This window comes from Desulfobulbus rhabdoformis (assembly GCF_016919065.1).
In the GTDB taxonomy this organism is placed as follows: Bacteria; Desulfobacterota; Desulfobulbia; order Desulfobulbales; family Desulfobulbaceae; genus Desulfobulbus; species Desulfobulbus rhabdoformis.
The window spans coordinates 12,050-30,350 of record NZ_JAFFQA010000054.1; the positions used below are offsets into that span (position 1 = coordinate 12,050).

Genomic DNA, 18,301 nt, shown 5'->3' on the forward strand with positions numbered 1-18,301 from the left:
GTGAGCAATACCGGATGCAGGAGCAGGAACACTCGGTCCCAGACTCCGCGCCCCCCCTCAGGCAAGCTGCACACGATTGATCTGGGCCTGATCGCGCTGCACTGTCCGGTGGTATTGCACGGTTGGATACCCAAAAAGCAAACCATAGCCTTTGACATGGTCCTCGGGGATACCTAAACGAGCGTACATATCAACATCGTCTTGCAGTATCGAAAAGGCCGTGGGAATCATACCGTTCCAGAGCGTACCTATCCCCATAGCTCCGGCCAGCAGGTCAAAATAACTCATGGCAATGATTGCATCAGCTTCCGGGGTGGCAATAGTTGGCGGCGCTGTCACCATGAGCAGGTGAGGCGCGTTGCGAAAAATAATATCTTTCCCCTGTTGCCATGCAGAAACCATGTGCCGGTAGTACCCCAGTTCTTTGCTTAACCGCTTTTCCTGAACCACCTTACGCAGCCCCTCCATGGTCTCTTCACGCAATACATCCATGCTCGTTTTCTCATCGACCAACGTAAAGAGACAGCCCCTATTGTTTTTGCCTGTTGGAGCATTGGCTACAATACTGAGCATTTCGTTGATAGTTTCAGCAGGGACCGAATCAGGCTTATAAAACCGTACCGACCTGCGCCCTCGAATCAGGGCTTCAACCTGATGCCCGTTGGGCAGGGTTTCTGGAAGGGGGAGTGATTTTTCCGGACGAATACCGCAGATGGACAGAGCACCGGTGGGGCAAACCGCCAGGCAGTGCTGACACTGAATACAGTGATGGACCCGTTTGGGATTGGCGATCGGAAAACCATCTTCCAGCTCCAGAATATGAAACGGGCAGTCCTCCACGCAGGCAGAACACTGTACGCACAGGTCCTGATCAATGGTAAGTTGTAAATCCATGTTCATCTCCTTCTATGATCAAGCGATGGAACTCAAAAATGAGCATCGATGATGTAGTGTATGTAATTATTTCTCGCTGTACACGCGAGATTATGAAATGAGATCAGCCTTGGTACTCGGCAGCGAGTGATGTGATCCCCAAAGATAAGATATTCCTGAATCCGTGACGGCGGGTGGGCACTGAACAACATATTCTTGTGATGAGACAAAGTTTTTTAAACAAATCCATGCATTGTTCAGCTTCACCTGCCGCACCGATGAATGCTCACGGATTCAGGATATTGTCTAGAAAGCCTTGAACAAGGCGGATAAAAACGTTGACCTTCTTGAAAAGAAGGGAAAACTCTCGTTATTGGCCCTGCGGAAGGTTACACAAAAAAAAATGCTCACCCCATACTGCTGATGCAAGCACAAAAAACTTTGGAAAAATTGCGCCCCTGCTCCGCTCAATCCTTCCAGCGTGCGTACAGCGAACTGCTACAGCTGCGTACCGGTATTGTTGACACTTCGACGCTCATTTACCTGGAGCGCCTCGAACTGAATGCACTTGCCAGCAAGCACCTTCGTTTTTTTCTTATTCCCGGGGTGGTGACAGAATTTGGCTCGCACCCCTCAGGAATGCACCTGATTCAGGCAACGGATGCCCAAAGCACAGATGCCGCACTTTTAGAAACTGCAATGAAGCAGGGTCTGCCGCTTTTTTCAGACGATGGCGGATTGCTACGAAAGGCAAGGGCCAGGCAGCATCCGCATTACAATACGCTCATGCTGCTTCTGGCATTACGCGCCCAAAAAGTACTCAACGCCCCCCAGTGCGCAGATCTGCAAGCCAGGCTGCTCACCTTTGCCCGTTACAGCGGCGCGGTCTGCACCTATGCGGCAGACGTATCAGCGTGCATTGAGGAAAAACTCTCAGGCTGAAAATGCCAGGGACAAAGGGGCTATTCAGCGCGACTCAATTCACGGGCGAGCTGGCTGGCCACTTCAAGATGCTCATCAATATCGGAATTGGACTGCAGAGGCAGACCACCGGCAATAATTGAATGCACCTCAAAACCGTAAATCTCCAAATAGTCGGTATAGCGTTCCTGCACATCGTTGTACACGCCCGCACGCTCAACATGGGCCAAAATAAGAACAGCCACCTTCCCCGGAGGCAAACGGCTGCTGTTGTCCGCATCATTGGCCTGATCGGTGTTGATAAGGGAATACATGCGATCATAAAACAGCTTAAACTGACCACAGGTATCACCAAAATAAATGGGGGAAGAGAACACGACCACATCCGCACTGTACATCTCTTCCAAGAGCTGGGTCACATCATCGAGAAGCACACAACGCTCGGAGCGGGTATGACAACCTTCACATCCCTGGCAGCCACGGTACTGCATGGTGTTCAGCGGGTAATCGCTCACGCTTGCCCCGTAGGCTGCGGCTGTTTCGGTAAAGGCGTTGGCTATACGGCTGCTGGTTCCGTTCTTCCTGGGACTACCGATAATATTTAGAATTTTCAAAAAGTTCTCCTTTGTGATGGAGGAGGACGCCACCTCTAGCGAAGACAGCAAAGGCAACGTTTTCTATGTTCACTCTCCCCCGCTCTTGATGCATTGCCGATGGCCAGAATGACGTTCATTGACAGTGATTCCGACGAGGGCACCTATGAAATGTGTTCGCACCGTAACGGGTCAGAAACCTGAAAATCACCTGCCACAAAAGGATCTTGGCAGGAAGGAGCAGTAAGATAGTGGAAATATATACTTCTCTCCATTTTTACCACTGCGGATCAGGCCGCTGGCATTGTACGAACAAGGCAAATAATTTTCCAGAGAATAATAACCAACGCCTATTCATCATAAAAGCAACGAGCCGTTAATTCGGCAAAAATCAAAAATACGCTTGAGGAACATCCATACAAGCCCACTCAAAGTACAATCCGCCCTTTTTGCACACTTTTACCCACTTATTCATCCCTGAACGCACGAACCAGGTGCGTATCCCGCGCATACCAGTTGTTCGCTTCTTCACTTTCCTTTTTTAGCGGCCCTATCCCTGCTTACAATGGCGGCGGCAGTGAGGCTGTTGCGCAAAGAGCGCAGAGAGAGTCGCTATGTCGCACTCCCACCGCGCCTTATTCAGTCGCCAAAGCGCAACTCTTTCCTAAAGGACATAGCTACCATTCAAGAAAACTCCTTGTAAAAACAAGTAAATTTTCCCTTCGACACTTCACCTTTCCATTGGTACTGTGTTTGCTTTAGTTATCCCTGAATTCGTGACAGCGGGTGGATTCCCCCACAAAGTTTGATTCTCCTTTCATTTAAATCACGGCAGCTCAGTTGCCCGACAGGAACCTCATGACCCAATCTACGATTTCTTTTTCTCCCATTGGTATCATTCACAGCGAACATACCGTTGCCAAAGAAACCCCCATTCAACCAACCTATGCCAAAGGGTGCCGAGGCACAGTTGAGATATTTCCGGAGTTCACCAAGGGACTTCAAGACCTGGCAGGTTTTTCCCACCTCTACCTTGTCACGCACCTCAACCAGGCACCAGAGCCACAACTCATTGTCAAACCCTTTCTTCAGGATATTCCCCGCGGTGTTTTTTCCACTCGCGCCCCCTGCCGCCCCAACGCTATCGGCCTGAGCATCGTCGAGCTGGTTGGCATTGAAGGCTCTACCCTGCTGCTTGACAGTGTGGATATTCTCGATGGCACCCCACTGTTGGATGTCAAACCGTATTGCGCAAAATTCGACCTTATCGAAAACACCCGTAACGGCTGGCAGGATGAGGTCGATGAGGCGACAGCCCAAAAACTTGGCCTGCGGGAATACGAAGCAAACAAATAACACCACTATGCACGATTCAAACGGTCACGACCACTGTCTGCTCTGTGGGGCCTATCATCCGCACTCGTGGAATCTGTGCTTCACCCCAGGAAGGGAGGGCGAGGTTGTCTCCACCTTTATCGCCAGCAAAGACCTTCAGGGCTACGATGACCTTGTCCATGGAGGCGTCATATGTTCTCTTCTGGACGCCGCCATGACCCACTGTTTGTTTCACCAATCCATACAGGCCGTCACTGGGGATTTACGGGTTCGCTTTCTCCAACCCGTATCCTGTGAGGTGCCTCTGGAACTTCGGGCCAGGCTGCTTTTCACCTGCCCGCCGCTCTATCAATTGCGGGCCGAACTGCGATGCGACGGACAACTTATGGCCAAAGCCGAGGGAAAATTTATGCGACGAGGTTGCCATGACAACATCGACAAAATCCCGGCAAATCAGAATAACCATTCTTGTTGACAACCAGGCAGGAGGAGGCCTGAAAACCGAACACGGCTTTGCTCTCTGGATCGATACCGGTGATAAGCAAATACTCTTTGATACCGGTCAAAGCGGACTGCTGTTGGACAATGCAGCCTCGTTACACGTTGATCTCAACAAAGCGGATACGGTCATCCTCAGTCACGGTCATTACGACCACACCGGCGGACTAGCCGCCTTATTGAGTTTGACGCATTCCTTTGACCTGTACTGCCACCCTGCGGCTGTCTATCCCCGGTATGCTGTTCGCGGCCCGGAGGTTAAATCGCTCCAAATGCCACGCTCCGTCATGTCCGCACTTGATCGCTTCCCCCAGGAACAACTCCACTGGGTCCAGCAACCGCTCATGATCGCCCCCGGCATAGGCCTCACCGGTCCCATTATCCGGCATACCGACTACGAAGATACCGGGGGGCCTTTCTTTCTCGATCAGGCCGGACAACGACCCGACCCAATAGACGATGACATGGCCCTCTGGATAGCGACCGAATCAGGATTGATTGTCTGTGTTGGTTGCGCCCATTCAGGACTGGTCAATACCTTACGGCATATTCAAACACAAAATCCCGGGCAACGCATACGCGCCATCATTGGCGGTTTTCATCTGGCAAGCGCCGACAACATCCGTCTCCAAAAAACAGTTGAGGCCCTGCGCGAATTCGCTCCCGATCAGCTCATCCCCTGCCACTGCACTGGCCCAGAAGCCATGAAAGTGCTCCAGCAGGGGCTAGGCAAATGCTGTCGTCAAGGCATGGCTGGCATGAGACTCAGCTTTACAGCAACGCCCCCCATGGTTGCCTGAAACCAAAAAAGCCAGGCAGAAAATCTGCCTGGCCCTCTTTGTCTCAGGAATTACAACGAATTAAAAAAATTTCAAAACCTGCCCGGCGACTCAACAAGCGGCGGCAACAACTGCTGCACCTCATGTACGCTCCACTGAATCCTTCCTGACAAGGTGGCTACATTGATCTGATTCAACCCGTGAGCGATCTCTTCAAAACTTTTTCCTTTGGCGCGAAGTCGCTGAATGGAGCGGGAGAGTTCTTCCTGCGAATATATTTTTTTGTTCCCCTCTGGTGCGGTTGTCCGCTCAACCTCGGCTTCCAGCTCCGCCGAGTTGGCGATAACAGAAGGCGCAACCTCCGGCATATCCATCACTTCATACATGCCGTCACTGCGAACCTCCATCTCAGGCACATCACCACACTCTTCCTGCACTTGCGGGCTAGAGGCAACAGAAGTGTTCTCTGAAGGCATGGGATTATATTCAAGCTGCAAGCCGACCATCAACCGCATCAGATCATCAATCTGGCGATCACGGCGGGAGAGCTGCACCCGCATATCCTCAAGTTGCTCTTTTAACAGTTCAATCTGGTCCTTATAGGCGGAAAGCAGGTCACCAAGATAATTCTCAATAATATCGGGCTGCGTCATCGGGACTGAACTTTGCGCACGCGGCGCTGCCGCCTGGCTGGTTGTTTCAGCATCACGCGCATAGGTAGACAGAAGTTGCCGCCCTTCATCCCAACGCTCCAGATCGGCATATCGAAAACGGACCTCCTGCTTTCCGGTACTTGGGTTGAGGATCAATTTAAACGGGAGCCCCCGCTTGCGGTATCGGCTGATGGATTTGGTGGAGACCTTTAAAAATTCTGCGGCCTCCTTCTGTGTAACCACATATTCGCTGTCGCTCATGCCTACCTCGTTAGTGCGTACTCTCCAGACCGCTCCCTTCGGCCAGCATTGCGCGGCCGGTGGAGATTACCGCCCGAAAGAATGCGTCGATTTCGGGTTTATCGACATTGACATTGGTAATCAGCAGACGCATGACCAGTTCACCATTGACCAGCCCCGTGCCAACCAGGGTTTGCCCGCTGCGGTGCAACCGATTACGCAAGGCGGTGGTAAAGGCAGCGAGTTCTCCCCCCTGCGGTGGCCGGAAGCGAAAACAGAGATTAAACGACTCTCTGGGTACCACTAGCTCCAAATCATCGGACTGTGCAATCTGCTCTTCTGCATAATGACACAATTCCAGATATTTTTCCACCCGGGCAGCCAAACCGGCCTGACCATAGAATTTCCAGTCAAGAAACCATTTCAGGCTATCCACCCGCCGCCCACACTGCAACGACATGGTTCCCAGATCCCGGACCTCGCCGTCATCGCCTTCACGAAAAATATAACTCTCATCACCGGCGCTACACACCTCTCGCAACACGTACGGGCGCCGATTGAACAAAAGCACATTACACATCAGTGCCGTGCCCAGCATCTTGTGAAAATCCAGGGTGAAAGAATCCGCCTGTTCAAGCAAGGGCAGAAACTGCTGGCGCAGGGTTTCGCTAAAGATCACAGCCCCGCCCCAGGCACCATCCACATGTAGCCAGAACCGGTATCGATCACGAAGCGTTATGAGCGGCTCAATTTGATCATAGGCGCCCCGAACTGTGGTTCCGGCAGTGGCCGCGACCCAAAAGGGAATGCCGCCATCAGCCACCACCCGCTCTATCTCCTGCTCAAGAACCTCAACGCGCATGCGTCCATGCTCATCAACCGGAATCTTGATCAGATGCTCGGCACCCAGGCCAAGAATATTGGCAGCCCTGTCCATTGAGTAATGGGCATCGGCATTCACAAAGCCAAAGAGTTCCGGCCGGCCAAAGAGACCTTTGTTTTTAATATCGCCCGAGAGGGTATTGCGTGCGGCCATCATGGCAATCATGTTGGCATTGGATGAACCGGTGGTCATCTGGCCGCTGCCGTTGTTAAAACCAACCAGATCCAGCATGGTCTGCAACATGTATTTTTCCATCAACGTGGAGACCGGCGCGGTCTCGTAGGTGCAGGCCGAGGTATTTGTTATGGCTGCGACCATTTCCCCAATGATGGAAGGCGGATTGGCTCCGGCCCACATGCGATTGACATAACCCGGATGGTTTGTTTTGACCGCGTAGGCAAGATATTGCTCGACCCAATCAAAAAGCGCGTCCCAATCGCCCTGTTGTCCCTGTTGTTCGAGATGCAACCGCTGCCGCAACAGCTCCGGTTCCAGATAGTCGACAAAGTTGCCGGACTCCCGTTCCTGAGTGTAACGAGCGAGCACCTGCAATAACCGCTCGAAGATTTTTTCCTGCTTCATTCGTCCCGTGAATGCTCCCTGTGATCAGTGCCCTTTGCCACCTGCGCAGTTTGGCACAGGCGATCTTCTTTGCATCGCAAAGCGTTTTGTCCAACTTGGACCTCGGTACCTTTGGGGAAGACCAAGCCTTTTTGTCTCAACTGGTGCCATGAAAAATGATCATGCACTGTCCTGTATTTCCGGCTGTTTCTCTAAAGGTTCCATGGTCGGGGAGGAGTACAAAGCCATCACAAGCGGTGTTCTTGATAAACGACTCAAGGGCAACCCGTTCAGCTTCCCGGCACAGCTTTTCTGCGCCGTGGAGCTTGAAGATGTTTGACTTTTTACGATGCCATCACAATTCAAAATAACGCAACCTGAAAGCACCCCGGCGCGAGGAGATCAACCGCCGGGTGGAAAACTATCTACTTCTGGCGTTTTTGCAAGGCCGTTTCCCGGAAAAGAGGCTGCAGACGATTTCGTCCCCCTGAGCAGCGAAAATTCTGAAAAACGTGCAAAAGCGATTGCTCATATACTACAGGGAGGACGGATAATCGAATAGAAATTGGCCCAAATGAGTAACTTACACCAAGAGGAAGGCTGATAAGGTGGGATTATTCGGTTGAATTCCTCGAAAGAAAAAGCATGAAAAAAAATCACAATAAAATAATTTATAAAAAAAACAGGCAAGATACCTACATATTCAGGGTCTATTGAGATTATCAAGATAGATCATCCCCTCCAGCAAGAGATGATCGATGCGCTCCTGGATCTGGTTGACTGCACCAATGGGATCCTCGCCTGGATAAAAAGCAAAGGTTCCTTCCTGCCAGGCAAGAGATTCGTAAAAGGCTCGCTTGACCTGTTGTCCCAGCGACTCGTCCAGATATTGGGGGTCCACATACCCCTTTTCCACCAGAAACTGACCAAGTGGTTGGGGCGGCGAGCTCTGCTCATGGAGTTGAAGGCATTCTTCCAGCTGGGCTGTGGTGATCACCGAATTTTCCAAAAGAAGCGCACCAATGCGGTGAGGATTGACCCGCAGGGTGCCATGGACAAAGATCCCTGCCGAGAAATAGAAATTCCCGTCATTATTCTGGGCCTGCACGATCAGCTTGCCGGTTAAGGAAGCAAAATCGATGAGCTGAAAAATATTATCCAGGCTCACGGCGGCAATATTGCCCTGAAACCCTATCGAATCCATATTTTTGCCGGAATCAGTGTTTGACGTCTGACTAAAACCAACAGACATGAGATAAATTCTCCATAGGCAAAAGAAATAACATACAGCATATGTATCTACTTTTACATGTTCCTGAGGAATGTCAAGGGCTCTGGCCAGTATTTATATTTGAGTGATCACCTCTGTCCCCTGGGTCAACCGCTGCGGACCGTCCTCACTTAAGACAAAGGTATTCTCCGTGCCGATAGCCCCTTCTGCAAAAACAAATTTTGGCTCCAGAGCAAAGGTCATACCCGCGGCCAGGGGCATCTTCACTCCTTTGGCAAAAATGGGAAACTCGTCCAACTCCAGGCCGACACCATGCCCGACAAAACGAACCCTATCGTTGCCCATGCCCATATAATGTTCCGCCAGCCCCATCTCTTCAGCGACAGCCAATGAGTGCGCATATACCTCTTCGCAGAGCATCCCCGGACGCATCATCGCCACCAGTTCCTCTTGAATTTTCAGGGACGCAGCATGGGCCTGATGCAGTTGCGCTGAGACATCCCCCATGACAAACATACGGGCGCAATCGGCTGTGTACCCATTAACGACACAGGTATAATCAATATAGATGATTTCATCTCGCCCAATGGTTTTCCAGCCAGCGCCGTGAGGATTGTTGGCCGGCGTCAATCCAGCCCCCCCAACCGGCCCATCAAAGTAGGTCGGGGCAGCACCGCTTGCGCCGGTGTTGACATTGCCCATGAAAAAATCCTGATTAAAGGCACGCATCTTTGAGCATCCGCTGTAGCCACCCCTCCGCAGGCTAGCCTCAAACAGGCTCGCCAGCTCGATTTCGCTCATCCCCTCACGCAACCAACCGGGAACCTCGGCAAAAACCGAATCAAGCACCGAGCAGGAGTGGAGCATCAACTCCAACTCGTACGCAGATTTTGTGGTCCGGATCCGTTTGACGCTGTCGGAAATATCCGAGAAGCTGGTCTCTTCAAAAACCTTATCGTAAAACTTCCAGGTATTGTAGGGAATGATGTCCAGCTCAAGCCCAATGTTCTCCAGGCTGTATCCTTGTTCTTTGAGCAGATCAGGGATTGCCTTCAGGCTCTTGACATCAAGGATATCCTCAAGGGGCGACTCCGCGCAGGCGCGGGGATAGCTCTTGCGCACCATCAGCAACGGCTTGCCCGTGCGCGGGATAAAAAGATGGCCGGACTGGGAGGTCCCGCTGAAGTAGAACAGGTTAGTATGGTGGATAATCAGGGCACCGTCGAGGTCTAACTGATCAATGATCGTCTGGAAAAGCGCGATGCGTGCATCAATCTCAGATTTGGGGGTATAGCGCATCTCTTGCATGAATATCGCTCCTTCCTGATAGGGTTGGTTGTGCTCCACTGCCCCGCTGAATCAAGCACCTTGGAGCTCTGTCACCTCTCTCCCCACAGCGGAGGGGGAGTGTCATTAACTGACAAAACAAGGAGTTACCTTGCAAAGGCACTCAAAGAAACTAGTCGGCCTCCTGGAATCTGTCAATGAAAGAGAGGGAGTTTCCACCGCAGGGCAACAACTTCTATCCCTCTAAAACGGTCCTGAATCAGGAGAGACGGTTTTTAAAATCCTGATAACCGAAGCTACGTACCAGAGTACAGTTGCCGCTCTCTGGCTGATAGGTCATGATTGCAGGCAACTGGACCCCGTTAAAGGTGTTGGTTTTCACCATGGTATAAATCGCCATATCGGTAAAAACGAGCGTATCGCCGGGTATCAGCGGCCGGTCAAAGGAGTATTCCCCTGCCACATCGCCAGCCAGGCACGAGAGACCGCCGATGCGGCAGGTCCAGTTTTTCTCCCCCGGTTCACCCGCCCCAACAATATGCGGCCGGTAGGGCATTTCCAGTACATCGGGCATATGCGCAGGTACAGAACCATCGATAATGGCCACCGGCATATCCGCCGCCACCACATCCAAGACGCTTGCCACCAAATAACCGCTATTCAGGGCCACGGCCTCACCCGGCTCGAGGTAGACCTGCACCTGCCATTTTTCCTGGAATTGTGCAATAACCTCAACAAGCAAATCAAGATTATAGCCAGGACGGGTAATGTGATGCCCTCCCCCAAAATTCACATACTGCACTTGGCCAAGCACATCGCCCCATGCGGCCTCCACCGCAGCCACAGTGCGCTGCAGACAGTCCGCATCCTGCTCGCAGAGGTTGTGCCAGTGCAGACCGCTGATGCCAGCAAGTAGCTCAGGGTGAAAATCTGCCCGACGAATCCCCAAACGAGAGCCCGGAGCACAGGGATCATAGATGGGCGTCGCCCCTTCCGAATGTTCCGGGTTGATGCGCAGGCCGAACTCCAGTCTGCGCCCTGCCTGGGCGGCCGTAGCCTCTGCCAGAGGGCGAAAACGCTGCCACTGATTCAAGGAATTGAACACCAGATGATCACTGGTAGTGGCCAGTTCTCTGATATCGTCCTCGGAGTAGGCCGCAGCAAAGCTGTGGACCTCGCGACCGAACTCTTCCCTGCCCAGTCTCGCCTCATGGGGTGAGCTGCAGCAGACACCGTCAAGGGTTCTCTTTAGCAGCGGGAAAACCGCATGCATGGCAAAACACTTGAGCGCCAACAGAATTTTGCAGCCGGTAGCCTCTTTGACCTGCCCCAAAAGAGCCAGGTTATCGGCAAGCAGCCCCTCGTCCACCACAAAGGCAGGTGTATCAATAGAGGCTGGATCAAAACGATAGTGACTCCGGCCATCGAAACGTTGGAGATCCGTTACGCTCACAGTTCTACCACAACCCAGGGGAGTCCGTGCCGGTTGAGATCTTCCATAAAGGGATCCGGATCAAACTCTTCCATGTTCCAGACACCTTGTTCTTTCCACAGCCCCTGGAGCATCATCTTGGCGCCAATCATGGCAGGCACTCCGGTGGTATAACTGATCGCCTGAGAGCCAACCTCGTTGTAGGCTGCTTCATGGCTACAGATGTTATAGATATAAATTTGTTTTTCCTTGCCGTCTTTCACCCCCTTCATCAGACAGCCGATGCAGGTTCGTCCCTTGGTCAGCGGGCCAAGCGAGGCTGGCTCAGGCAAAACAGCCTTGAGAAACTTAATGGGCACGATCTCGGCCCCCTTATACTGGACCGGATCGATGCGGGTCATGCCCACGTTCTCAAGGACTCGCAGATGGGTCAGATACTGCTCGGAAAAGGTCATCCAAAAACGGGCCCGCTTGAGGCCTTTCAGATTCTGCACCAGAGATTCCAGCTCTTCATGATACATGAGGAAACATTTCTTGGAGCCAATCCCCTCGGGAAAGTCATAGCTCATGGACCAGGCGAGCGGATCGGTCTCCACCCATTCACCGTGCTCCCAGTAACGTCCACGCTGGGTGATTTCACGGATATTGATCTCCGGATTGAAGTTGGTGGCAAAATGCTGCCCATGATCTCCGGCATTACAATCGATGATATCCAGGGTATGGATCTCATCAAAATAGTGTTTCTGGGCATAGGCGCAGTAGACGTTGGTCACGCCCGGATCAAAACCGGAACCGAGCAGGGCCATGAGCCCCGCCTTTTCAAAACGCTCCCGGTAGGCCCACTGCCATTTGTACTCAAACTTGGCCTCATCCGGCGGCTCGTAATTGGCCGTATCCAGATAGTCGACACCCGCCTCCAGGCAGGCATCCATCAGGGGGAGATCTTGATATGGCAGGGCAACGTTGAGTACCAGGTCCGGTTTGATCGCTCTCAAGAAGGTCACGGTCTCATGCACATTATCGGCATCCACCTGGGCGACATCCACAATCACTCCGGTCCGCTCCTTGACCGAGGCGGCAATGGCCTCGCACTTGGCCAGGGTCCGGCTCGCCAGGGTGATTTTAGAGAAAACCTCTGCGATCTGAGCACACTTATGGACAACAACAGAGCCGACACCGCCGGCACCGATGATAAGAACATGGGACATGAAGATCCTCCTTCAAAAAATATAGGATACGTTGTTCAGTAACCAGCCGCCGTCACAGATGCAGTTTAGCGTTCAAAGTAGGTATAGCCACGCAGACCAGCCTCATAGACACTGACCACCTCGCGCCGCTCCTGGGGGCTGATCTTCCCTTCACGCACCGCCTGCTCCGCAGTTTCTCGAAAGCGCACAAAGAGACGTTTAGGATCGTACTGCACATAGGAGAGCACCTCGGCAACGGTATCCCCCTCCTGCTCGTTGACGAACTCGAATTCCCCCTGCTCTTTGATGCGAATGGTGACGATATTAGTGTCGCCCAGGAGGTTATGCAGATCGCCCAGTGTTTCCTGGTAGGCGCCCACCAGAAAAGCCCCCAGGATGTACTCCTCATAGGGTTTCAACTCGTGCAGGGGGAGATAATGCTTTACTCCGCGCTTGTCGATGAACTGATCGATCTTGCCGTCACAGTCACAGGTAATATCGGCAAGTATCCCCTTGCGGGTAGGCTCTTCATCCAGTCGATGAATCGGCATGATAGGAAAGAGCTGTTCAATGGCCCAGGAGTCGGGCAGACTCTGAAACACGGAAAAGTTGCAGTAATAAAAATCCGAGAGGATTCGATCCAGATCAGAGAGTTCGGCGCCGGGGTTACGCAGATCTTTAGCAAGACGGCTAATCCTGTTGATAGTGGTCCAGAAGAGGCGCTCTGCCAGGGAGCGCTCCCGCAGAGTGATCTTGCCGGTCTGAAAAAGCCGTCTGGTTTCATCACGATAAAAGATAGTGTCGTTAAACACCTCTTGAATGTTGCGAATGGTCAGATCCTTGAGCGCCTGATGCATGTACTCAAGCTGGGGCGGGCAATCCTCGGGCAGGGTATCCGGAAGCGGATCCGGTTCAAAACGGGTGACATCTAAAATATTGAACAGCAATATCGAATAATAGGCCACCAGTGCCCGGCCCGACTCCGTGATGATCACTGGTGCGGGAATATTGGCATCCTCCAGCGAGGTCATGACCGCTTCGACAATATCGGTGCAATATTCCTTGAGGGTATAGTTACGGCTGGAGAGAAAGTTGGACTGTGATCCGTCATAATCGACCGCCAGGCCACCGCCAAGATCGAGATATTCAACAGCAGCCCCTTCTTTGGCAAGCCCGGCATAGACCCGACAGGCCTCGTTGACCGCAGTACGGATTTCACGGATATTGGAGATCTGGGACCCCAGGTGATAATGGACCAGCTTGAGGCAATCCAGCATCCCCGCCTCTTTGAGCATATCCACTGCATGGATAACCTGGCTGGTATTCAGCCCAAAAATCGAGCGCTCACCACCGGATTCTGCCCAATGCCCCCCGGCCTGGGCTGAAAGCTTGATGCGGATGCCAAGGATAGGTCGGGCTTTGAGTTTTTTAGAGCGCTCAATGATCAAAGGCAGCTCATCGGGCATTTCCACCACAAGGATACAGGTGTAGCCAATTTTGGTGGCATAGAGCCCCAGATCGATGAACTCCTCGTCCTTATAGCCGTTGCAGATCAGAACGGCCTTCTTATCCCGCATCATGCCCATGGCGGCAATCAGCTCTGCCTTGGAGCCAGCCTCCAGGCCATGGTGATACCGGGATCCAAACTGGGCGATTTTCTCAACCACCTGCTGCTGCTGATTCACCTTAATGGGATAGGCCCCCATAAACGAACCCTTGTATCCCAGTTCGCTCATGGCATCGCAAAAGGTCTCGTTGAGCAGGGTGATCTGGGAATCAAGGATATTTTCAATACGCAGCAGTACCGGCATGTCAAACCCCCGATCCCGCATACCTCGCGAGACCTCGGCAATGGAGACCGCCCGCTCGGTCTCACCGGAGGCAGGTGCCACCATCAGATCACCGTTTTCAGCCACAAAAAAATAACCGCCGGACCACTCCGTGACACCGTAGAGATCAGATGATTTATTGATATTCCAACGTTCCATGGCGTAACTCACCTACGTACCCCTCCAACAGGCTCCAGTTCTGTAACAAATCGCAACGACAAATTTTATTTTCCTCTGAATTCGTAAGCATTCCACCCACCCTCACCAATTCAGGTAAACACCACAAACAGACCAAACGGAAAAATTCCTTTCAGCTTTCTCCAAGCAGTTTTGCTTCCTGGCTTGCTTCCACTGGCCGACGAAGCTGCAACTTCCGCCCGGTGGTCACCGCCTGTTGATAGGCGGCTCCATGCATCTGTCTTGGCCTTGCCTTTCTTCGGCACAAGCGAGGGAAACGCCAGCCAACAAAATCCTCCAGTCGTTGTTCTGCCTGTTCAACCGGAAGGAGCCCCGATGAGGGTTCAGCAGTGGCTGCAAAAACTTCCTGCCTGCGCTGCTCCTCCAACTGTTGACGAAACCCAGCCAGAATGCCAAGGAAATAACTGTTGCGGGCGCGCAGGCCACCACCGGCGAATCGGTGCCGGTTCTGCTGCCACAACATTTCCAACCGATTTTCCAAAAAATGATAACAGTGTTCGGCAATGGCCACATTCTCTTCCGGCCCAAGGAGCTCTATTGTTTTGACGACACAGTCCTGTCCGGGCAGATAGGTGGAGCCGCAGATCACCCGCACTCCAAAATGGTCTCCCAAAAGTGTGCAAATGACCTTGCGATGGGCTGGAAGCTTTTGCTTGCCGGTATTGATGCTGCGGTGAATCAGCTGCTGCTCCTGGGCAAGACTTCCAAGATCAAGCTGGTGCCGCTCCAACAGCTCACAGGCCCTCTGCATGGCCAAGGCCGCCTCATGCTCGTTGTCGGAATCGCCCAGCGCCAGCAGCTTGCGCACCTTTTCTATAATCCTTCGCCCGGGGGCCGTGGCACCACGCAGTGCCTGGTGCTCTGAGAAGTGCGCACTTAAATCCGCCCCGGCACGTTGAAAAGACTCGTCCAGTCCCAACTGGTGGCAGGCCCGTCTGAAAAGCTCACCATGCCCGGCCTCATTAACACCGAAGCATTCGCTGCAAAGTTGGTGGGCCATTTCATGCTTGAGCACTTGAATCGTCAAGGCCCAGGGATGCTCAACAATGAGAAAATGGCTCAGCGTTAAGAGACGCTCCTTCGCAGACCAACTTCCAAGCTGCCGACGGCTCCTGCTGATACGAAAAACAGGTTCCCTGAGTTCGAGTCTATACTGATAACAGATATTCTGATGCTCCCGAATCAACTGGCTGAGCCAGGCCGAATGGAGCCGGTCTTCAATGATAGTGGTCTCAGTCATGGCAATTCGAAGTTTGTTTCTGACGAAGGGCATCAATACGCGCAAGCACAGGCGGATGCGAGTAGTTGAGAAAGACATTTAGCGGATGCGGCGTCAGGTTGCTTAAATTGGAAACGCTGAGTTTTTTCAGCCCACTGATAAGCGACTCATTGCCACATTCACCCTGCAAAGTCTGGGCTGCATAGGCATCGGCCTGGTATTCGTTACGTCTGGAAAACATGTGAAAAAAGATTCCCAGTACCAAAGAAATAGGTGTGTAGAGAAAACCGAAAAAAATCAGAGAAGCGTATACGGAAACATGCTCCATGCCAAAGGCAGCAAATAAGCCCTGATTCCCTAAGAAAAGCGAAAGGATGTAAAACATCAGTCCGGTCTGCAAAACAGAAAGCACCATCATGGTTGGAATATGGCGCAGCTTGTAATGCCCCATCTCATGGGCCAGGACTGCAAGCAGTTCATTTTCCTCAAGCTTGCTCATAAGGGTATCAAAAAAAACAATCCGGCGGAAACGACCAAACCCGGTAAAAAAGGCATTGGCCCGGTTGGAGCGTTTTGATCCATCCATGGTGTAAATGCCCTGAAGGGCAAACCGCTGCCGCCGGGCATAATCGGTAATCTTTGTTTTGAGCGTTCCTTCCGCAAGGGGCTCGAAGGTATTAAACAAAGGCATAATCACCACCGGAGCCAGGAACTGCATCACTACAATAAATACCACTGACGCCAGCCAGCAATACAGCCAGGCAAACTGACCGCAGCTCATAAAAAACCAAAGGATCGCGGCCAACAACGGCCCCCCAAGTAACACTACAAGCAGTATTGCCTTCATTTGATCCACAACAAAAGTTTTCCAGGTCGTGGTGTTAAAACCAAACCGTTCTTCCAAAATAAAGGTCGAATAGATGGAAAACGGAAGTTGTACCAGAGAGCTGATCAAGCCAATCAGTCCGGTAAAAACCAAGCCGGTCAGAATCTCCCCCCAGCCCAGGCTTCTGGCCAGTTGATCGACCCAATTAAATCCACCTAAGAGAATAAACCCGAGGGTAAGTACCAGGCTATAGCTCGACTGCACCAATGAAAAACGGGTGTTTACCCGCGTGTATTCCTGGGAACGCGCATATTCGCTTGCATCGAAGACATCTGTAAACTCTGCGGGCAGCTCAGGGGAGAGACAACGCAAATTCAAAAATGAAACGACCAGGTCCAGCAGGAAGCCAAGTAGAAGAACAGTCAGAATAAAAATAAGATAAGGTGTACCAGTCATAGAAGATCCGAGGTGAAATGCATTGCCCAGAAATTGGGATCGATGCTCATAACGAAGATTCGACGAAGGTGCAAGCCATTTATCCCCATGGCGTAATTTCTTTACTCCGGGGTTCACAAAGAGAGAAAGCGCACAATGGCTGCATCCTGAATTCGTGAGCGTTTGTCGGCACGACAGTTTTATTGTTTGTGACACGCCGATGAATGCTCACGGATTCAGTTTAGAAGTATGACAGTTTTTGTCAGCACACACAACCCCTGCAGCTCTATTCCCTCCGGCTGTAGATTTTTCTGCAGAAAAACAGTACACTTTTTCAAATCGTTACCCACCTTCCTGACAACTTCACCTTGGTGCGACCTCATGGAACAAGCCCCTCAACCACAGCGCATGTCCGCCTTCAAGCTGTTTACCATTATATTCACGGCTATGGTCCTGGCTCTGCTGGTCGCCTTCATACTTATCCGCAGTTGGCTCTTTCCCCAGCCCTTCACGCCGGTAAAACTCAATGCACAGGAACAACAGCAATTGGAAAGCAAGTTAGAGCGTTTTGAACAGGCAAGCGCCCCTTCCTCATCACGAAGGCCAACCCCACCGCAAATATCCAGCGCCGACCTGGCGCCCGAAGTCTATAGCGAGGTTGGCGCCTCCCATGAAATTTTACTGAGCGAACGGGAAATAAATGCCATGATCGGCCAAAATCCCAATCTGGGCCAACGAATGGTGGTGGATTTTTCCCAGGATCTGGTCAGCGTGAAACTGCTTATTCCGGTTGATCCAGATTTTCCGGTAATGGGGGGGAAAGTTCTGAAAGTGCGGGCCGGTGCTGAAATGGCCTATCGTCAGGAGCGTCCAGTTGTTATTCTGCGGGGCATTTCCGTCATGGGGGTTCCCCTGCCCAATGCCTGGTTGGGTGGCCTGAAAAACATAGATTTGATCGAAACCTTTGGCACTGATCCGGGCTTCTGGAAAAATTTTGCTGATGGCGTGGCCGCTATTGATGTTCAAGAGGGGCATTTGCGACTGGTGTTGCGAGAATAAGGGCTTTGTCGCTCCTGACCGCAAAGATCCTTACATTTCTCTCCCCATTCACAACCTTTCTTTATGTTCGTTGCTCTATCCCAAAAATCAAAGCAGAGCGCTTTCGTTCACCAGGCAATGCAAAAATACGATGCCGCAGGGCAAGCGCACGAAATTTTTAGCTAGCAAGCACACTACCAAGAAACCGATTGTCGCAGGCTGCTCTGAATTGTTTTTGTTTGATACTCATTTTGGTTTTCTCTCGTTGTAGCAGATTACGAGC

Annotated in this window: 17 protein-coding genes; 6 read left to right on the top strand and 11 right to left on the bottom strand. The window is 52.0% G+C overall.

Features of this window, described 5'->3' with window-relative positions:
- Window positions 1-57: 57 nt before the first annotated feature.
- A complete protein-coding gene (locus JWJ90_RS19840; protein ID WP_205228965.1) occupies window positions 58-894 on the bottom strand; it encodes a nitroreductase family protein in 837 nt (278 codons plus the stop codon).
- Between the two features lie 402 nt (window positions 895-1,296).
- Here JWJ90_RS19840 and JWJ90_RS19845 point away from each other — a divergent pair, with 402 nt between their 5' ends.
- On the top strand, window positions 1,297-1,815 hold the full coding sequence (locus tag JWJ90_RS19845; RefSeq protein WP_205228966.1) for a hypothetical protein: 519 nt from the start codon (window positions 1,297-1,299) through the stop codon (window positions 1,813-1,815).
- A 20-nt stretch (window positions 1,816-1,835) separates the two neighbouring features.
- Here the strand turns inward: JWJ90_RS19845 and JWJ90_RS19850 are convergent, their stop codons facing one another.
- Complete coding sequence (locus tag JWJ90_RS19850) at window positions 1,836-2,408, bottom strand: flavodoxin family protein (protein ID WP_205228967.1); 573 nt, start codon at window positions 2,406-2,408, stop codon at window positions 1,836-1,838.
- An 837-nt stretch (window positions 2,409-3,245) separates the two neighbouring features.
- Between JWJ90_RS19850 and tsaA the strand changes: the two genes are divergently transcribed.
- The 3 genes from tsaA to JWJ90_RS19865 are packed head-to-tail and all read left to right on the top strand — an operon-like array spanning window position 3,246 to window position 5,020.
- Window positions 3,246-3,743: a tRNA (N6-threonylcarbamoyladenosine(37)-N6)-methyltransferase TrmO gene (tsaA, locus tag JWJ90_RS19855; protein WP_205228968.1), complete on the top strand. Its 498-nt coding sequence runs from the start codon at window positions 3,246-3,248 to the stop codon at window positions 3,741-3,743.
- Window positions 3,744-3,750: 7 nt separating this feature from the next.
- Window positions 3,751-4,197, top strand: coding sequence for a PaaI family thioesterase (locus JWJ90_RS19860; RefSeq protein WP_205228969.1), 447 nt, complete (start codon window positions 3,751-3,753; stop codon window positions 4,195-4,197).
- Window positions 4,148-5,020, top strand: coding sequence for an MBL fold metallo-hydrolase (locus JWJ90_RS19865; RefSeq protein WP_205228970.1), 873 nt, complete (start codon window positions 4,148-4,150; stop codon window positions 5,018-5,020). The genes JWJ90_RS19860 and JWJ90_RS19865 overlap by 50 nt, the downstream gene beginning before the upstream one ends.
- A 71-nt stretch (window positions 5,021-5,091) precedes the next feature.
- On the opposite strand, the gene JWJ90_RS19870 is transcribed toward JWJ90_RS19865, so the two are convergent.
- Window positions 5,092-5,913, bottom strand: a complete 822-nt coding sequence (locus tag JWJ90_RS19870; RefSeq protein WP_205228971.1) for a helix-turn-helix domain-containing protein — start codon at window positions 5,911-5,913, stop codon at window positions 5,092-5,094.
- 10 nt (window positions 5,914-5,923) lie between these two features.
- A complete protein-coding gene (locus tag JWJ90_RS19875) occupies window positions 5,924-7,357 on the bottom strand; it encodes a pyridoxal phosphate-dependent decarboxylase family protein (protein ID WP_205228972.1) in 1,434 nt (477 codons plus the stop codon).
- A gap of 148 nt (window positions 7,358-7,505) precedes the next feature.
- On the opposite strand from JWJ90_RS19875, the gene JWJ90_RS19880 reads away from it, so the two are divergent.
- Complete coding sequence (locus tag JWJ90_RS19880) at window positions 7,506-7,676, top strand: hypothetical protein (RefSeq protein WP_205228973.1); 171 nt, start codon at window positions 7,506-7,508, stop codon at window positions 7,674-7,676.
- 363 nt (window positions 7,677-8,039) lie between these two features.
- Here the strand turns inward: JWJ90_RS19880 and JWJ90_RS19885 are convergent, their stop codons facing one another.
- The 7 genes from JWJ90_RS19885 to JWJ90_RS19915 all read right to left on the bottom strand — a co-directional run bounded on the left by JWJ90_RS19885 (window position 8,040) and on the right by JWJ90_RS19915 (window position 17,001).
- Window positions 8,040-8,588: a DUF4388 domain-containing protein gene (locus tag JWJ90_RS19885; protein ID WP_205228974.1), complete on the bottom strand. Its 549-nt coding sequence runs from the start codon at window positions 8,586-8,588 to the stop codon at window positions 8,040-8,042.
- A 93-nt stretch (window positions 8,589-8,681) separates the two neighbouring features.
- Complete coding sequence (locus JWJ90_RS19890; protein ID WP_205228975.1) at window positions 8,682-9,875, bottom strand: M24 family metallopeptidase; 1,194 nt, start codon at window positions 9,873-9,875, stop codon at window positions 8,682-8,684.
- Between the two features lie 238 nt (window positions 9,876-10,113).
- Window positions 10,114-11,307 (bottom strand): carboxynorspermidine decarboxylase, encoded by a 1,194-nt coding sequence (gene nspC / locus JWJ90_RS19895; RefSeq protein ID WP_205228976.1) that lies wholly within the window; start codon window positions 11,305-11,307, stop codon window positions 10,114-10,116.
- On the bottom strand, window positions 11,304-12,494 hold the full coding sequence (locus tag JWJ90_RS19900) for a saccharopine dehydrogenase family protein (protein ID WP_205228977.1): 1,191 nt from the start codon (window positions 12,492-12,494) through the stop codon (window positions 11,304-11,306). The genes nspC and JWJ90_RS19900 overlap by 4 nt, the downstream gene beginning before the upstream one ends.
- Window positions 12,495-12,559: 65 nt before the next feature.
- Window positions 12,560-14,461: a biosynthetic arginine decarboxylase gene (gene speA / locus JWJ90_RS19905; protein WP_205228978.1), complete on the bottom strand. Its 1,902-nt coding sequence runs from the start codon at window positions 14,459-14,461 to the stop codon at window positions 12,560-12,562.
- A 151-nt stretch (window positions 14,462-14,612) separates the two neighbouring features.
- On the bottom strand, window positions 14,613-15,740 hold the full coding sequence (locus tag JWJ90_RS19910) for a DUF2786 domain-containing protein (RefSeq protein WP_205228979.1): 1,128 nt from the start codon (window positions 15,738-15,740) through the stop codon (window positions 14,613-14,615).
- Window positions 15,733-17,001, bottom strand: a complete 1,269-nt coding sequence (locus tag JWJ90_RS19915; RefSeq protein ID WP_205228980.1) for a M48 family metallopeptidase — start codon at window positions 16,999-17,001, stop codon at window positions 15,733-15,735. Before JWJ90_RS19915 ends, JWJ90_RS19910 begins: the two co-directional genes overlap by 8 nt.
- Window positions 17,002-17,361: 360 nt before the next feature.
- Here JWJ90_RS19915 and JWJ90_RS19920 point away from each other — a divergent pair, with 360 nt between their 5' ends.
- Window positions 17,362-18,039 (top strand): arginine N-succinyltransferase, encoded by a 678-nt coding sequence (locus JWJ90_RS19920; RefSeq protein ID WP_205228981.1) that lies wholly within the window; start codon window positions 17,362-17,364, stop codon window positions 18,037-18,039.
- Window positions 18,040-18,301 lie beyond the last annotated feature (262 nt).

Excerpts from the sequence above, each read along its gene's own strand:
- JWJ90_RS19840 (WP_205228965.1), bottom strand. The coding sequence starts at position 894 with ATGGATTTACAACTTACCATTGATCAGGACCTGTGCGTACAGTGTTCT.
- JWJ90_RS19845 (WP_205228966.1), top strand. The coding sequence starts at position 1,297 with ATGCAAGCACAAAAAACTTTGGAAAAATTGCGCCCCTGCTCCGCTCAA.
- tsaA (WP_205228968.1), top strand. The coding sequence starts at position 3,246 with ATGACCCAATCTACGATTTCTTTTTCTCCCATTGGTATCATTCACAGC.
- JWJ90_RS19860 (WP_205228969.1), top strand. The coding sequence starts at position 3,751 with ATGCACGATTCAAACGGTCACGACCACTGTCTGCTCTGTGGGGCCTAT.
- JWJ90_RS19865 (WP_205228970.1), top strand. The coding sequence starts at position 4,148 with ATGACAACATCGACAAAATCCCGGCAAATCAGAATAACCATTCTTGTT.
- JWJ90_RS19870 (WP_205228971.1), bottom strand. The coding sequence starts at position 5,913 with ATGAGCGACAGCGAATATGTGGTTACACAGAAGGAGGCCGCAGAATTT.
- JWJ90_RS19875 (WP_205228972.1), bottom strand. The coding sequence starts at position 7,357 with ATGAAGCAGGAAAAAATCTTCGAGCGGTTATTGCAGGTGCTCGCTCGT.
- JWJ90_RS19880 (WP_205228973.1), top strand. The coding sequence starts at position 7,506 with ATGAAAAATGATCATGCACTGTCCTGTATTTCCGGCTGTTTCTCTAAA.
- JWJ90_RS19885 (WP_205228974.1), bottom strand. The coding sequence starts at position 8,588 with ATGTCTGTTGGTTTTAGTCAGACGTCAAACACTGATTCCGGCAAAAAT.
- JWJ90_RS19890 (WP_205228975.1), bottom strand. The coding sequence starts at position 9,875 with ATGCAAGAGATGCGCTATACCCCCAAATCTGAGATTGATGCACGCATC.
- JWJ90_RS19900 (WP_205228977.1), bottom strand. The coding sequence starts at position 12,494 with ATGTCCCATGTTCTTATCATCGGTGCCGGCGGTGTCGGCTCTGTTGTT.
- speA (WP_205228978.1), bottom strand. The coding sequence starts at position 14,461 with ATGGAACGTTGGAATATCAATAAATCATCTGATCTCTACGGTGTCACG.
- JWJ90_RS19910 (WP_205228979.1), bottom strand. The coding sequence starts at position 15,740 with ATGACTGAGACCACTATCATTGAAGACCGGCTCCATTCGGCCTGGCTC.
- JWJ90_RS19915 (WP_205228980.1), bottom strand. The coding sequence starts at position 17,001 with ATGACTGGTACACCTTATCTTATTTTTATTCTGACTGTTCTTCTACTT.
- JWJ90_RS19920 (WP_205228981.1), top strand. The coding sequence starts at position 17,362 with ATGGAACAAGCCCCTCAACCACAGCGCATGTCCGCCTTCAAGCTGTTT.